This window comes from Mesorhizobium sp. WSM4844 (assembly GCF_055811775.1).
In genome coordinates this window covers 59,425-73,737 of sequence record NZ_JBVVQB010000020.1, presented here as the reverse complement: position 1 = coordinate 73,737, position 14,313 = coordinate 59,425, and the positions used below count along the sequence as shown (strand labels likewise).

Sequence of the window (14,313 nt, the reverse complement as noted above, 5' to 3'; positions counted from 1 at the left end):
CAGGAGCAAGGAACGGAGCGGTGACGTGCCGTAACGCATTGAATTAACTTTGAACCATTTAACCCGCCCTTAAATCGCCGCATCTACTCTTCACCCGGAACGCCATGGAGCGACGTGCGTCCGTTCGGACGCACGCTCTAAGACTTTGAAGCTTCGCATCGGCTTTTCCGAAAATCGATTCCGATTTTCAGGCCGATGCGACAGGCATCGGGACAGACAGCACAGCGCATGGCGAACCGCAGAGACAGCCGCATCGAACCGAGCTTCGAGGGACCGCCGCGGGCGAAATCCTCGGCCGGTTTTTCGGTGAGCGAGGAGGATCGCGTCGTGCCGAGCAACCGCAACACCTCTGCAAAGCGCCAATCGGCCAGGACAAAAGCGTCGCGTCGCGGGCGCGGCAAAAGCCGGCGCGGCCTGTTCGGCGTGCTCGGCCGGCTGGCCTACTGGTGCTTCGTGCTGGCCATCTGGGGCGGCATCGCCGCCGCCGGCATCGTCGTCTATTACGGCGCGAAAATGCCGGCGGCCACCACCTGGGCCATCCCCGACCGCGCGCCCAATATCAGGATCGTCTCGGTCGACGGAAAACTGCTCGCCAATCGCGGCATGAGCGGCGGCGAAGCCGTCGGCCTGCATGAAATGTCGACCTATATTCCCGAGGCCGTCATCGCCATCGAAGATCGCCGCTTCTATTCGCATTTGGGCATCGACCCGATCGGTCTGTCCAGAGCCATGGTGGCCAACGTTGTCGGCGGGCGTTTTTCGCAGGGCGGCTCGACGCTGACCCAGCAATTGGCGAAAAACCTGTTCCTGACACCCGATCGCACGCTGGAACGCAAGGTGCAGGAAGTGCTTCTGGCGCTCTGGCTCGAGCACAAGCACACCAAGGACCAGATCCTCGAAATGTATCTCAACCGGGTCTATTTCGGCTCCGGCGCCTATGGTGTCGAAGCGGCCTCGCGCCGCTATTTCGGCAAGAGCGCGCGCGACGTCACGTTGCCGGAGGCCGCGCTCCTCGCCGGCCTGTTGAAAGCGCCGTCGCGACTGTCTCCGGCGCGTGACCCGAAGGCCGCCGAGCAACGCTCGCAGCTTGTTCTCGCCGCCATGCGCGACGAAGGCAAGATCAGCGCCAAGGAACTGACCACGGCGATGAGCGCGCCGGCGTCGCGGGTGGCATCCTACTGGACGGGCTCGGAAAACTACGTCGCCGACGCCATCGTGGAAGAACTGCCCGACCTGATCGGCGACGTGCGCGGCGACATTATCGTCGACGCCACCGTCGACCTGACGCTGCAGAAGCTCGCCGAACAATCGATCCGCCGACTGATCGAGGGCAGCGGCAAGAAGCTCAATGCCAGCCAGGGCGTGCTGGTGTCGATCGACAATTCCGGCGCGGTACGCGCCATGGTCGGCGGCTATGATTATTCGACCAGCCAGTTCGACCGTGCCTCCGAGGCGCGCCGTCAGCCGGGCTCGGCGTTCAAGCCCTTTGTTTACATGGCGGCGCTGGAAGCCGGCCGCACGCCCGACAGCGTGCGCAATGACGCGCCGATCAAAATTGGCAAATGGACGCCCACCAATTACGGCGGCAAGTATTTCGGCAAGGTGACGCTGGCGACGGCGCTGGCGAAGTCACTGAACTCGGTGGCCGCCCAGCTGACCATGGAAGTCGGGCCTGACGCGGTCGTCGAGGCGGCGCATCGCATGGGTGTCGAGTCCGACCTCACGGCCAACACCTCGATCGCGCTCGGCACGTCCGAAGTGACACCGCTGGAACTGACGTCGGCCTATGTCCCCTTCGCCAATGGCGGCTACCGGCCGGATGTCCATTTCATCCGCCGCGTGACGACAGCCGGCGGCAAGGTGCTCTACGACAACAATGGCGGCGCCCCGCGCGTCATCAAGCCCGAGATCGTCGGCATGATGAACTCTATGATGATGGGCACCGTTGAAATCGGCACTGCCAGGAAGGCGGCCTTTGCCTGGCCGGCCGCCGGCAAGACCGGCACCAGCCAGAATTCGCGCGACGCCTGGTTCATCGGCTATACCGCCAATCTCACCACCGGAGTCTGGTTCGGCAATGACGATGGCGGTCCGATGAAGAAGGTCACCGGCGGCGCGCTGCCGGCGCAGGCCTGGCATGAGTTCATGGTCGCCGCGCACGAAGGCGTGCCGGTGCGGCCGCTGCCCGGGACATGGCGGTCGACGCCTGCCGATACGATCGTGCAGGACGAATTACCGCCCAACACGGCGCAACCGGCGCCGGTGCCGTCCGCTTCGGTTGGCCAATCCGCGCCGTCCGCCCAAAAAGCGTCGCCGCCTCGCGCTGTGCGTCCCGCCGAAACGGTCGATGCCGGCGGCTTCGGCATGCCGGGCGGTGGCGGCACCACCGCATCGATCAAGCGCCCGGTGCCGCCCGCCGATGTCGGCGGCCCGGTCAAGAAGCGGCAGACCTCGATCCTCGACATCCTCACCGGCGGCTGACCCCCTCGTCATCGCTGCCGTGTTCCGCTACATCTGCGGTTTAAGAGAGATCGTCAATGGCCGAGACCGACACCAGAAAGACCATCGTGCTGACCGGCGCCAGCCGCGGCATCGGCCACGCTACGGTCAAGCGCTTTTCGCGCGAAGGCTGGCGCGTCATCACCTGCTCGCGCCAGGCCTTTGCCGACGACTGCCCGTGGCCGGCCGGTCCGGAGGACCATATCAAAGTCGATCTCGCCGACCAGGAGGATGTCGGCATCGCGATCTCGGAGATCCGCCATCGGCTGGAGGCGCATGGCGGCCAACTCCATGCGCTGGTCAACAATGCCGGTATCTCGCCGAAGCTCAAGGACGGCAACAGCCGCATGAATTCGATCGACACGCCGATGCATGTTTGGCGCGACGTGTTCCAGGTGAATTTCTTTGCGCCGATCATGCTGGCGCGGGGATTGTTCAGGGAATTGGCGTCGGCCAAAGGCTCGATCGTCAACGTCACGTCCATCGCCGGCACTCGCGTGCATCCCTTCGCCGGCACCGCTTATGCGACGTCGAAGGCGGCGCTTGGCTCGCTGACGCGCGAAATGGCGCATGATTTCGGCCCGCACGGCATCCGCGTCAACGCCATCGCACCCGGCGAGATCGACACGGCGATCCTGTCACCGGGCACGGAAAAGATCGTCGAGACGATTCCGCTGCGGCGGCTGGGAACCACGGCCGAAGTCGCCGACATCATATTCTTTCTGTGCTCGCAGCAGGCTTCCTATGTGACGGGCTCGGAAATCCACATCAATGGCGGCCAGCACGTGTGAGCTTTTTCACCCTTACCCTCTCCAGTTCTTCACTGGGAGGGTAAGGGTGAGGGGCGGCGCCGGCTTAGGCTGCTGAAGGCGCTTTCGGTGCTGCCAAAACCTCTTCCACGATCCCGCGGGCGATCTCGCGCTCGCCCATGATGACTGTGTCGGCTCCGAGCCCCTTGAGATGCTCGACCTCGGCATCGGAGTGGCGCGGGCGATGACGTTGATCTTCGGGTTGGCGGCGCGGGCGCGCAGCACGATCTGTCCCGCCTCGAAGGCGTTCGGGATGGCGAGGATCAGCCGCTTCGCGCCCTCGGGATTGGCTGCGGCGAACACCTCGCTATTCGCGGCGTTGCCTGACACGGTTTCGATGCCGTCGTCCCTGAGCTTCGCCAGCGTCTTGTCGGCATCCTCGATGACGAGGAAGGGCAGGGCGGCCTTCTTCAAGGACGCGCCGACGAGGCTGCCGACACGGCCATAGCCGACCAGGATGGAGTGGCCGGTAAGCGCTGTCCTGGGCGGCGGGCCATCCTCGTTCACCGGTGCCGCAACCGAAGCCAACTGGCCTGGCTCCGTGGCGGGCCCGATCGGTTTTGCCTCGTCGAGCGACGCCGCCTTGCCGGCGCGCCTCTCCAGCCATGGTTTCATCCAGTCGACGGCAAGGAACATCAGCGGGTTGAGGACGATCGACAGGATAGCACCGGCGAGGATGAGGTCGCGTCCTTGTTCGGGCAGCAGCTTCAGCCCGACGCCGAGCTCGGCCAGGATGAAGGAGAATTCGCCGATCTGGGCCAGGCTTGCCGAAATCATCAACGCGGTCGCGATCGGATAACGGAAGGCGACGACGATGACGAAGGCCGCCAGCGATTTGCCGATGACGATGATGGCCAGCGTCGCCAAGATCGGCCAGCCATTGCTGACCAGGCTGAACGGGTCGAACAGCATGCCGACCGAAACGAAGAACAGCACGGAGAACGCGTCGCGGAGCGGCAGCGATTCCTCGGCCGCCCGATGGCTGAGTTCGGATTCGCTCATGATCATGCCGGCAAAGAATGCGCCCAGCGCTAGCGAGACGCCGAATAGCGTGGCCGCGCCGAAAGCGACCCCGAGCGCGATGGCCAGCACCGCCAGCCGGAACAATTCACGCGACCCGGTATGGGCGACGTAGTGCAGGATCCAGGGGATGACCCGGCGGCCGACCACCAGCATAACGACGACAAAGGCCGCGACCTTGGCCAACGTCATGCCGACGATACCCCGACGCCGAAGCTCGCCGGCAGCGACAGCAGACTGCTATGGCTCTCCACTTGCTGCTGGCCACCCAGCACGCCGGCCAACGCCGGCAAAAGCACCAGCGCCAGCACCATGGCCAGATCCTCGACAATCAGCCAGCCGACGGCGATGCGGCCGCGCTCGGTCTCGATCAGCCGCCGCTCCTGCAAGGCACGCAGCAGCACAACGGTCGAGGCGACGGAAAGCGCCAGCCCGAACACCAGCCCCGCGCCCATCGACCAGCCGAGCATCCAGGCAAGGCCGGCGCCGAGCGCCGTCGCGAAGCCGATCTGCACGATGGCGCCGGGCACGGCGATGGCGCGGACCGACAACAAGTCCTTCAGCGAGAAATGCAGGCCGACGCCGAACATCAACAGGATCACGCCGATTTCGGCCAGTTCATTGGCGAGGCCGGTATCGGCGACGAAGCCCGGCGTGTTCGGCCCGACCAGGACGCCGGCGACGAGGTAGCCGACCAGCGGCGGGATGCGGAAGCGATTGGCAATTGCGCCGAAGACGAAAGCCAGCCCCAAACCGGCGACGATGGTGGCGATAAGCGGCGTGTCATGCGGCATTGTCTATGGAGCGCCTTTCAAAATTACGATGTCGGATATGCACCGCCCGAAGCAGCCGCCTTGCAATATGGCGGCCCGGATGGCCGCGAGGCAACCGCAAATGCCATGGAATATACGACAAGGGCCGGCAGAAGGTGGGGTTGGCAGAAGGCGGGCCGCCTCGGGCTGGCAATGGTTGCTGCTAAAAAGAAACCGCCTGCGCCTGATGCCCGATCAGGTGGCCTGCAGCAGGTTTTCGATGTCGACGATGGTGTGGTTGGTCAGCGTCTTGGGAATTTCCGCTGTGATTTTCCCGGCAACTTCCTTGTGCAGTTTTCGACGCATGTCACCCAGCACCTGCGGCGGTGCGATCAGCACCATCTCCTTGAAGGCGCCGCGATGCGCGAGCTTGTACAGCCGCTCGGCAATTTCGTCGGCGAAACGCTCCTTGCCGAGGCGATGCCAGTCAGTGTCCTCGACTGCGCTGCGGTGGACGGATGGGCCGTCGCTGTAGCGACCCGGGCGGTCCGAACCTTGCTCTCGCGTCGCCGGATTTGCCTGTTCCATCTCCTGCACGACCTGAAGGTCGGGATACTGGGTGTCGCCACGGTTCTCGAGGAACAGTGCCTTCTCGCCGTCGGCGACCACGACCCACAGTCCGCGTTTCAGCTTGAGGTTGTTCACCGGAGCGCTCCTTTTTCTGTTTTTCATGGTTTTCCAGGCCCGTCTCTGGAGCCATTGCCGCAGCTGGACAGCCAGGCTCGGATTCGCAGAGGAGCAAACGCGCGCCGAGGCAGGAATGTTCCGGTGACGACAAGCACGGCGAGCAAGCCAACCAACGGGGATGACGGTGCTCAGAGCATGTCGGCTTTAATCTACTAGATTGGTGGAATTTAGAAAAAAGTGTTTTGTAATATACGTCGCTTGTCGCTAGAACGGCCGCAGATCAAGGCTCGCAACAGCGGCTTGGATACGCTCCACTCGTGGGTGTGGAATTTTTTTCTCCTGCCTCTGGTGCTTGCGGAAAAGCGATTGCTTCGTGCGAAGCGATGCGCGAGTGCGTTCCTTCTGTTTTTTCGCGCCCGCGCGTAAAACCGACAGCGTATTCAGGATTCCGCTCGCCATGCCGCAGGCCCCCGCCAAGCTCAACGCCTTTCCCGTCTTTATGCGGGTCGCTGGCGAAGCCGTGGCCATCGTCGGCGGCGGCGAGGAGGCTCTGGCCAAGGCGCGGCTGATCGGCCAGTCAAGCGCCGTCTTGCGCATCATAGCCGATGCCCCCGAGCATGATTTGCTGGCCTTCATCGCCGCGAATGGCGCCGTCCACATCGCTGCCGCCTATGAGGCCGCGCATCTCGAAGGCGCGGTGATGGTGTTTGCTGCCAGCGGTAACGAGGCGCTTGACCGCCGCGTTGCCGAGGATGCGCGCCGGCTGGGCATTCCGGTCAATGCCGTCGACCGGCCGGAGCTATGCGATTTCTTCACCCCGGCGCTGGTCAACCGCGCGCCGGTCGCCATTGCCATCGGCACGGAAGGGGCCGGACCGGTGCTTGCCCAGATGCTGCGCAGCCGCATCGACCGCATGCTGTCGCCGTCGCTCGGGCCGCTTGCTTCGCTTGCTGCCTCGTTGCGCGGCACTGTTGAGAGATTGCTGCCGAAAGGCAATGCCCGCCGCCGCTTCTGGAGCGAGTTTTTCGGCGGCGCGCCGGCCCGCGCCATGGAGGCTGGCCAGCTTTCGCAGGCGCACGGTGCTGCCGTCGACCTGTTGCTTTCGAACGCGCCGGCATCGGGTCACATTGCCCTGGTTGGCGCGGGTCCCGGCGCCGAAGACCTGCTGACGCTGCGCGCCCACCGGCTGCTGATGGAAGCCGATGTCATCGTCCATGATGCGCTGGTGCCGGAGGCGATCGTCGCCATGGGCCGTCGCGACGCCGAGCGTCTGCCGGTAGGCAAACGCAAGGGCTGCCACACCAAGAGCCAAGCCGAGATCAATGCGCTGCTGATCGAGCTCGGCCGCGACGGCAAGCGCGTCGTGCGGCTGAAATCTGGCGATCCGCTGGTGTTCGGCCGGGCGGGCGAGGAAATGGCAGCGCTGCGCGATGCCGGCATCGCCTATGAGGTGGTTCCGGGCGTCACCGCGGCCTTCGCCGCCGCCGCCGATTTCGAGCTGCCGCTGACGCTGCGCGGCGTGTCGTCGTCGATGGTGTTCACCACCGGCCACGACCTCAAGGGAAATTCGCTGCCCGACTGGGCAAAGCTCGCCATTTCCGGCGCCACGGTCGCCGTCTATATGGGTCGCTCGGTCGCGGCCGAGGTTGCCGGCCGGCTGATCGAGGCCGGCCTGTCGCCGGATACTGCGGTCGCCGTGGTCGAGAATGCCAGTCTTGCCAACCGGCGCCGTTTCCACGGCACGCTCGCCGACCTGCCGTCGCTGGAGGTCCGCGCCGACCTTACCGGCCCGGTCATGACCATCATCGGCGATGCGGTCGCCGGCGCCAATTTTGAACGTTCCGAGCCGCTGGCGGCACACAGGTATGAAGGCGCGGCCCAAACAGCCGCCGAAGGAGCTGAACGATGAAAGTTCTGACTGCAAACCGCCTCGCCGACGGCGAAGCCGTCTGGTACGCCAATGGCGGCTGGGCCGAGACCATCGACAATGCCGATGTCGCCCATGACAAGGCGGCTGAAGACCGGCTGGAGGCGATCGGCGCCACGGCCTCCGCCAACAATGAAGTGGTCGACGTCAATCTGATCGACGTGACCGTCGCCAATGGTGTCGTCGAGCCGGTCCGGCTGCGCGAAAAGATCCGCGCCGCCGGCCCGACCAACCGCAACGACCTGGGCAAGCAGGCCCGCCCGGTAGCCGCCCGCGCGGCGTAAACGACCACATTGAAGACAACGGGCGGACGCGCCCGGAAAGACCAGACATGTACCGTTACGATGAGTTCGATCACGATTTCGTCCAGGCCCGCGTCGCCGAGTTCAGCGATCAGGTCGCGCGGCGGCTTGCCGGCGAGATCACCGAGGATCAGTTCCGGCCGCTGCGGCTGATGAATGGCGTCTACCTGCAGTTGCACGCCTACATGCTGCGCATCGCGGTGCCTTACGGCACGCTGAACAGCAAGCAGCTGCGCATGCTCGGCCACATCGCCCGCAAATACGACAAGGGCTACGGCCATTTCACGACGCGCCAGAACATCCAGTTCAACTGGCCGGCGCTGTCGGACATTCCGGCGATCCTGGCCGATCTGGCTGGTGTCGAGATGCACGCCATCCAGACCAGCGGCAACTGCATCCGCAACGTCACCGCCGACCACTTTGCCGGTGCCGCCGCCGACGAGGTGGCCGATCCGCGTCCCTATGCGGAAATCCTGCGCCAATGGTCGTCGGTGCATCCGGAATTCTCGTTCCTGCCGAGAAAATTCAAGATTGCGGTGACCGGCGCTGAGCGCGACCGCGCCGCCATCCAGACGCATGACATCGGCCTGCATTTGAAGAAGAACGCTGCCGGCGAACTCGGTTTCGCCGTCTATGTCGGCGGCGGCCAGGGCCGTACGCCGATGATCGCCAAGAAGATCCGCGACTTCCTGCCCGAGGCCGACCTTCTGTCCTATTGCACGGCGATCCTGCGCGTTTACAACCTCTACGGCCGCCGCGACAACAAATACAAGGCGCGCATCAAGATCCTTGTCCACGAGACCGGCGTCGAGGAGATCACCCGCCAGGTCGAGGCTGAATGGCTAGAACTGAAGGATGCGGATCTAAAACTGCCGGAAGCCGACATCCGCGCCATCGATGCCTATTTCGCACCACCGGCGCTGGCCGAACGGCCGGAAGGCGACGAGGCCGTCAAGCTCGCCCGCCTCGATTCGAAGAGCTTTTCGGAATGGCTCGACCAGAACGTGGTGACACACCGTCACCCGGATTATGCCGCCGTGACCATCTCGCTCAAGGGCATTGGCGAAGCGCCGGGCGATGCCTCCGACAGCCAGATGGAAGCGGTCGCCGACCTTGCCGAAAAATATGCTTTCGACGAGCTGCGCGTCAGCCATGAGCAGAACCTGATCCTGCCGCATGTCGCGCGGGCCGACCTCAAGGCGGTCTATGACGCGCTGGTCGACATCGGACTGGCGACCGCCAATTCCAACCTGATATCAGACATCATCTCGTGCCCGGGCCTCGACTATTGCGCGCTGGCCACGGCGCGCTCGATTCCGGTGGCGCAGGAAATCTCGCGTCGTTTTGCTTCGCTCGAGCGTCAGCGCGAGATCGGCGAATTGAAGCTGAAGATTTCCGGCTGCATCAATGCCTGCGGCCATCACCATGTCGGCCATATCGGCATCCTCGGCGTCGAGAAGAAGGGCGCCGAACTCTACCAGGTCACGCTCGGCGGCTCGGCGGACGAGAACACCTCGGTCGGCGAGATTATCGGCCGCGGCTTCAGCTCGGCAGAGATCACCGACGCCATCGAGCAGATCGTCGAGACCTATCTCGGCCTCCGGCTCGACAGAAACGAAAAATTCATCGACGCCTACCGCCGTGTCGGTCCCGCGCCGTTCAAGGAGGCGCTCTATGCTGGCGAAGCCAAGGCCGCTTGATCGTATCGTCGACGTCGAGGCCGGCATCGCCGCCGAAGCGGCGGGGCTCGATGCGCTCTATGGTCATCTGAAGCCGCTGGAGATCATCGAGCGGTCGGCCCGGGAATTCTTTCACGGTGAAATCGCCGCAGTTTCGTCGTTCGGGGCGGATTCTGCAGTGCTTCTGCACATGATCGCCAAGATCGACCGGACGCTGCCGGTCATCTTCCTCGACACCGGCAAGCACTTCGAGGAGACGCTCGGCTATCGTGACGCGCTGGTTGCCGATTTCGGGCTGACCGATATAAGGGTGATCACTCCCGAAGAAGCGGCGCTCGAACGGATCGATCCGACCGGTAATCTGAACGAAACCGACACCGACGCCTGCTGCGAGGTCCGCAAGGTCGAGCCGCTGGCGCGCGGCGTCGAGCCGTTCCGCGCCTGGTTCACCGGCCGCAAGCGTTTTCAGGCGACGACGCGGGCATCCCTGCCGGTGTTCGAGGCGGTCGGCTCGCGCATTCGCATCAATCCGCTGGCGCATTGGACGACATCAGACCAGGCCAACTATATGCGCGCGCATGCGCTGCGTGAGAATCCGCTGGTCGCCTATGGCTATCTCTCGATAGGCTGCTTCCCGTGCACGCAGCCGGTGCAGCCGGGCGAGGATGCACGCAGCGGCCGCTGGGTGGGGCACGCCAAGACAGAGTGCGGCATCCATTTGTCGGGGCTGGAGAAGTCGCTGACCGACGCATCGCTTTAGGGTATGTCGATATTCAGGTGAGGCTGGCCTGCGAATGGCGGCACGTACCCAAAGTACGCTCCGCTCCGGTTCTCGGAAGCCACCATTCTCGGCTCGGCCTTACCTGAATCTCAACACACCCTCGAGCGTTTTGAACTTTGGAATTTTGTGGACTTGGGAATTTCTCAATGAGTGAATCGATAGCGGAAAACGCCACCCGCCTCTGGACCACGACAGGTTTTAGCGAGGACGAGTGGAGCCATGCCGAGAGCGCCGACGCACTGTCCGGCAATGGCCGCTTCATCCTGCCGCTGCAGGCGTTTCTCGACCTCGATCCGGCGGTGCGCCGGTCGGCGAAGGAGCGCCTCGGCGTGCTGCTTCAGCCCGGCGATCAGCTCGAAAAGATCGCGGACCTGCTCGACCAGATATCGCTGGTGGCGCTGGCCTTCCCGGCTTTCAGTGACGGCCGCTCCTTCTCCAAGGGCGAACTGCTGCGCAGCCGCTACCGTTTCGAGGGCGCGGTCCGCGCCACCGGACAGGTTCTGGTCGACCAGCTTCCGCATATGCTGCGCCTCGGCTTCGACGAGTTCGAAGTATCAAATCCAGTGTTGCTGAAACGGCTCGAGGAAGGCCGCACCGGCGGTCTGCCGCTGTCCTACCAGCCGACCGTGAAGCCGGAGGCCAAAGGCCCCAAATATTCCTGGCGGCGGGTGCGCACCGGTTGATCTCCCCACCGAGCAAGTCGCATCTGGTCGGACCACTTTGCCGATTCAATCTTTTATTTTCGGCATCCGCCCCTTATGATACGGCCTATTATTTCGTGATCCGAAATAAATTCGCCACCAAGGGAGGAACCGGGAATGGCTGGTAAGAAGATATTGATGCTCGTTGGCGAGTTCAGCGAGGAATACGAGATTTTCGTCTTTGAACAGGCCATGCATGCGGTCGGCCACACCGTGCATGTCGTGTGTCCCGACAAGAAGGCAGGCGATATCCTGAAGACGTCGCTGCACGACTTCGAGGGCCACCAGACCTATACGGAAAAGCTCGGCCACGACTACATCCTCAACAAGACGTTTTCCGAGGTCAATCCGGCTGAATACGATGCCGTCTATGCGGCAGGCGGACGCGGGCCGGAATATATCCGCATCGACAAGCGCGTGCAGGCGCTGGTGCGGCATTTCCACGAGACCGGCAAGCCGATCTTCACCATTTGCCACGGCGCGCAGATCCTGATGGCGGTCGACGGCGTGCTGCGTGGCAGGGAAGTCGCGGCGCTGCAGTATTGCGAGCCGGAAGTCACGCTCGCTGGCGGCACCTACATCGATGTCGCGCCGACCGGCGCCCATGTCGACGGCAATCTGGTGTCGGCCAAGGGCTGGCCGGGGCTGGCCGCCTTCATGCGCGAATGCCTGAAAGTGCTTGGCACCGAGATCCGCCACGGCGAGATCCTGATGCGCGACAAACGCCAGGCGGCTTGAGCCACCATTATAAAAGCCGCCGTACCTGTGGTGCGGCGGCTTTACAGCGCCGCGCGTTCGTTTTTGGGATGTGCTTTATGCAGTCATCCGCGCTTCGCGAAACGATATCAGCTTGCTGCGGCTCTCATCCCACAGCGCCAGCTTGACGCAGCGCAGGCTGTCGAGAAGCGTGACGCGGCCAATTTCGCGCAGTTCCGGATAGTCCCTCAGGACCTCCTGCAGACGATAGCACGGCACCTTGGCGGAGAGGTGGTGCACGTGATGGACGCCGATATTGCCGGTGAACCAGTTCAGTACCGGCGGCAGGTCGTAATAGGACGAGCCGTGCAGGGCCGCATGCTGGAACTCCCATTCGGAGTCCTTTGCCCACTCTGTCTCTTCGAACTGGTGCTGGACATAGAACAGCCAGATGCCGGCGGACCCGGCGAGAACGACGATGGGCAAATGGACGACCAGGAACGCTTCGAGACCGACGAACCAGACAAGGGCGGCGGCGGCGACCGCGATGGCCGCGTTGGTGGCCATCGACGACACCCAGGGCGTGAGGCCGCCTCGCATCATGCCGACCGGCAGTCTCTGTTCAAAGATGAAAAGCCAAATGGGGCCGAGGCCGAACATGACGAGCGGATGGCGATAGAGACGATAGGCAAGGCGGCCCCGCCAGGACATTTGCCGATATTCCGCGACAGTCAGCGTCTTGATGTCGCCCGTGCCGCGCTCATCGAGATTGCCGGCGCTGGCATGATGGGTTGCGTGGGCACGCCGCCAGCAATCGTAAGGCGTCAAAGTCAGGATCCCCAGGCCGCGGCCGATCCAGTCGTCGGCGGTGCGGTTGGCGAAGAAGGAACCGTGGCCGCAATCGTGCTGGATCATGAAGATCCGCACCAGAAAGCCGGCGGCCGGAAGGATGAGGATCAGACCCCACCAATGGCCATAGGCATAGGCAGCCGAGGACAGTGCCCACAGCGTGGCAAAGGGGATGAGAGTGATGGCAAGTTCGACGGCGCTGCGCCGCCTGTCAGGTTTCTTGTAGCGCGCCAGGATCTTCAACCAGGCACGCTTGCTGTTCGCTACAGCTTCGGGGGAAATCATGTTCATCAGGAAGCATAGACGGACCATTTCGTCGCCGCAAGCCAGGCATCACGCAAAGTTACTGCGGGTAATTGTCGCGCGACGCGCAAGCTGCGGCAAAAGGCATGCCAATGGCGCGCAGCGACAGGCGTGTGTGTTGTCTATCGCCGGTTGCCACCGGCGGCTACGCTGCTTTCGATGCCGTCGAGGCGGTCAAGCAATTCCCTGAAACGATCGGGAATGTCGTTCTCCGTCCGGAACGCCGGCAACGCGCGCAGAAAGTGCATCGTTGCCTCCGTGCCGAACTGGCGCCTGATGCCGGCCGCCAGCCTTTCACGTCTTTCGTCATCGTTGGGGGCGCCATTCTTACGGTCGCCGTCGTTGCGGGTCGCCATCTCAAAATCCTGTGTCGGTTTCGAAACTCTTCCAGCAGACGAATGGTTCCCCCATCGCAGCATCTTGGCAAGCAAAGCCGGTGGTTACAGTAAAATTTGAATTAATATCGAAAGGTCTCCATGATGCGTCGTCAAAAGCGCGAGCGGCCTGTCCAGTATCGCTTGCCCCTTGATTTTTGGCCGCCAAACCTCGATATCGGGCACAAAATCCACATCATTTGAAATGACGGGAAACGGCGATGAGCGACCAGGCAAAAGACGAACGCGCGCCCGATGAAGCCGAGACGGCCGGGGCTGCCACCGAACACACGCAAGGCAGCGCCGACGGCGACTATGAAGCGCTTGTGCGGCTGCTGAAGGAAAACGACGAGTTGAAGGACCGCGCGCTCCGCGTCGCAGCCGAGATGGAGAATCTGCGCCGCCGTACCGCCCGTGACGTGCACGATGCACGCGCCTATGCGGTTGCCAATTTCGCCCGTGACATGCTGTCGGTATCGGACAATCTGCGCCGCGCACTGGATGCGATCCCGGCTGAGTCCAAGGCGTCAGGTGATGCCGGTTTGAAGTCACTGATCGAGGGCGTCGAACTCACCGAGCGCGCCATGCTATCGGCGCTCGAGCGGCACGGAGTGAAGAAGCTCGAGCCGGAAGGCGAGAAATTCGACCCGAATTTCCATCAGGCGATGTTCGAGGTGCCCAATCCGGAGGTGCCGGCCAACACGGTGGTCCAGGTCGTGCAGCCAGGCTATTCGATCGGTGAGCGGGTGTTGCGGCCGGCCATGGTCGGCGTTGCCAAGGGCGGTCCCAAGCATGTGGCAAGCGAAGCGCCGGTCGAGCCAGGGCCGGTGAATGAGCAAGCTGAGAAGGATGCGTAAGTTAAGGGAATAGGGCAGTAGGAGCAGTAGGAGCCGTACCAATCGTGCGGCTTCGTGCTATTCATACATCCCTATTC

13 protein-coding genes and 1 pseudogene are annotated in these 14,313 nt (G+C 63.4%); 9 read left to right on the top strand and 5 right to left on the bottom strand.

All coding sequences use genetic code 11. The features are described from left to right. Nucleotides 1–228 precede the first annotated feature (228 nt). Nucleotides 229–2,481, top strand: coding sequence for a transglycosylase domain-containing protein (locus AC0L2A_RS17725; RefSeq protein WP_473609854.1), 2,253 nt, complete (start codon nucleotides 229–231; stop codon nucleotides 2,479–2,481). A gap of 56 nt (nucleotides 2,482–2,537) precedes the next feature. Continuing rightward, the gene (locus tag AC0L2A_RS17720; protein WP_065010150.1) at nucleotides 2,538–3,290 is read left to right on the top strand and encodes an SDR family NAD(P)-dependent oxidoreductase; all 753 of its coding nucleotides are present in this window, start codon (nucleotides 2,538–2,540) and stop codon (nucleotides 3,288–3,290) included. Nucleotides 3,291–3,354: 64 nt separating this feature from the next. On the opposite strand, the pseudogene ybaL reads toward AC0L2A_RS17720, so the two are convergent. From ybaL to AC0L2A_RS17705, 3 genes and pseudogenes are all read right to left on the bottom strand, one after another. Next, nucleotides 3,355–5,122: pseudogene (gene ybaL, locus AC0L2A_RS17715) on the bottom strand (YbaL family putative K(+) efflux transporter). A gap of 213 nt (nucleotides 5,123–5,335) precedes the next feature. Continuing rightward, complete coding sequence (locus AC0L2A_RS17710) at nucleotides 5,336–5,785, bottom strand: baeRF12 domain-containing protein (protein ID WP_473609853.1); 450 nt, start codon at nucleotides 5,783–5,785, stop codon at nucleotides 5,336–5,338. Nucleotides 5,786–6,031: 246 nt separating this feature from the next. Next, nucleotides 6,032–6,226, bottom strand: a complete 195-nt coding sequence (locus tag AC0L2A_RS17705; protein WP_473609851.1) for a hypothetical protein — start codon at nucleotides 6,224–6,226, stop codon at nucleotides 6,032–6,034. On the opposite strand from AC0L2A_RS17705, the gene cysG reads away from it, so the two are divergent. From cysG to AC0L2A_RS17675, 6 genes are all read left to right on the top strand, one after another. Beyond that, nucleotides 6,225–7,676, top strand: coding sequence for a siroheme synthase CysG (gene cysG / locus AC0L2A_RS17700; RefSeq protein ID WP_473609850.1), 1,452 nt, complete (start codon nucleotides 6,225–6,227; stop codon nucleotides 7,674–7,676). The two genes, AC0L2A_RS17705 and cysG, sit on opposite strands and share 2 nt — an antisense overlap. Continuing rightward, nucleotides 7,673–7,978: a DUF2849 domain-containing protein gene (locus AC0L2A_RS17695; protein ID WP_077381067.1), complete on the top strand. Its 306-nt coding sequence runs from the start codon at nucleotides 7,673–7,675 to the stop codon at nucleotides 7,976–7,978. The genes cysG and AC0L2A_RS17695 overlap by 4 nt, the downstream gene beginning before the upstream one ends. 47 nt (nucleotides 7,979–8,025) lie before the next feature. Further along, the gene (locus AC0L2A_RS17690) at nucleotides 8,026–9,696 is read left to right on the top strand and encodes a nitrite/sulfite reductase (protein ID WP_473609849.1); all 1,671 of its coding nucleotides are present in this window, start codon (nucleotides 8,026–8,028) and stop codon (nucleotides 9,694–9,696) included. Continuing rightward, complete coding sequence (locus tag AC0L2A_RS17685; protein ID WP_287122714.1) at nucleotides 9,671–10,435, top strand: phosphoadenylyl-sulfate reductase; 765 nt, start codon at nucleotides 9,671–9,673, stop codon at nucleotides 10,433–10,435. The genes AC0L2A_RS17690 and AC0L2A_RS17685 overlap by 26 nt, the downstream gene beginning before the upstream one ends. A gap of 167 nt (nucleotides 10,436–10,602) precedes the next feature. After that, entirely contained in the window at nucleotides 10,603–11,139 is a 537-nt protein-coding gene (locus AC0L2A_RS17680) for a DUF934 domain-containing protein (RefSeq protein ID WP_473609847.1), read from the top strand. 135 nt (nucleotides 11,140–11,274) lie between these two features. After that, entirely contained in the window at nucleotides 11,275–11,895 is a 621-nt protein-coding gene (locus AC0L2A_RS17675) for a DJ-1/PfpI family protein (RefSeq protein WP_473609846.1), read from the top strand. A gap of 75 nt (nucleotides 11,896–11,970) precedes the next feature. Here the strand turns inward: AC0L2A_RS17675 and AC0L2A_RS17670 are convergent, their stop codons facing one another. Further along, nucleotides 11,971–12,993, bottom strand: a complete 1,023-nt coding sequence (locus tag AC0L2A_RS17670) for a fatty acid desaturase (protein WP_091595555.1) — start codon at nucleotides 12,991–12,993, stop codon at nucleotides 11,971–11,973. Between the two features lie 134 nt (nucleotides 12,994–13,127). Beyond that, nucleotides 13,128–13,361: a hypothetical protein gene (locus tag AC0L2A_RS17665; RefSeq protein ID WP_023797430.1), complete on the bottom strand. Its 234-nt coding sequence runs from the start codon at nucleotides 13,359–13,361 to the stop codon at nucleotides 13,128–13,130. 239 nt (nucleotides 13,362–13,600) lie between these two features. Between AC0L2A_RS17665 and grpE the strand changes: the two genes are divergently transcribed. Further along, entirely contained in the window at nucleotides 13,601–14,236 is a 636-nt protein-coding gene (gene grpE / locus AC0L2A_RS17660; protein WP_091595557.1) for a nucleotide exchange factor GrpE, read from the top strand. Nucleotides 14,237–14,313: the final 77 nt, after the last annotated feature.

What these genes read in the sequence shown, in the direction of transcription:
- AC0L2A_RS17725 (WP_473609854.1), top strand. Translation starts at nt 229, where the DNA reads ATGGCGAACCGCAGAGACAGCCGCATCGAACCGAGCTTCGAGGGACCG.
- AC0L2A_RS17720 (WP_065010150.1), top strand. Translation starts at nt 2,538, where the DNA reads ATGGCCGAGACCGACACCAGAAAGACCATCGTGCTGACCGGCGCCAGC.
- cysG (WP_473609850.1), top strand. Translation starts at nt 6,225, where the DNA reads ATGCCGCAGGCCCCCGCCAAGCTCAACGCCTTTCCCGTCTTTATGCGG.
- AC0L2A_RS17705 (WP_473609851.1), bottom strand. Translation starts at nt 6,226, where the DNA reads ATGGCGAGCGGAATCCTGAATACGCTGTCGGTTTTACGCGCGGGCGCG.
- AC0L2A_RS17695 (WP_077381067.1), top strand. Translation starts at nt 7,673, where the DNA reads ATGAAAGTTCTGACTGCAAACCGCCTCGCCGACGGCGAAGCCGTCTGG.
- AC0L2A_RS17690 (WP_473609849.1), top strand. Translation starts at nt 8,026, where the DNA reads ATGTACCGTTACGATGAGTTCGATCACGATTTCGTCCAGGCCCGCGTC.
- AC0L2A_RS17685 (WP_287122714.1), top strand. Translation starts at nt 9,671, where the DNA reads ATGCTGGCGAAGCCAAGGCCGCTTGATCGTATCGTCGACGTCGAGGCC.
- AC0L2A_RS17680 (WP_473609847.1), top strand. Translation starts at nt 10,603, where the DNA reads ATGAGTGAATCGATAGCGGAAAACGCCACCCGCCTCTGGACCACGACA.
- AC0L2A_RS17675 (WP_473609846.1), top strand. Translation starts at nt 11,275, where the DNA reads ATGGCTGGTAAGAAGATATTGATGCTCGTTGGCGAGTTCAGCGAGGAA.
- AC0L2A_RS17670 (WP_091595555.1), bottom strand. Translation starts at nt 12,993, where the DNA reads ATGAACATGATTTCCCCCGAAGCTGTAGCGAACAGCAAGCGTGCCTGG.
- AC0L2A_RS17665 (WP_023797430.1), bottom strand. Translation starts at nt 13,361, where the DNA reads ATGGCGACCCGCAACGACGGCGACCGTAAGAATGGCGCCCCCAACGAT.
- grpE (WP_091595557.1), top strand. Translation starts at nt 13,601, where the DNA reads ATGAGCGACCAGGCAAAAGACGAACGCGCGCCCGATGAAGCCGAGACG.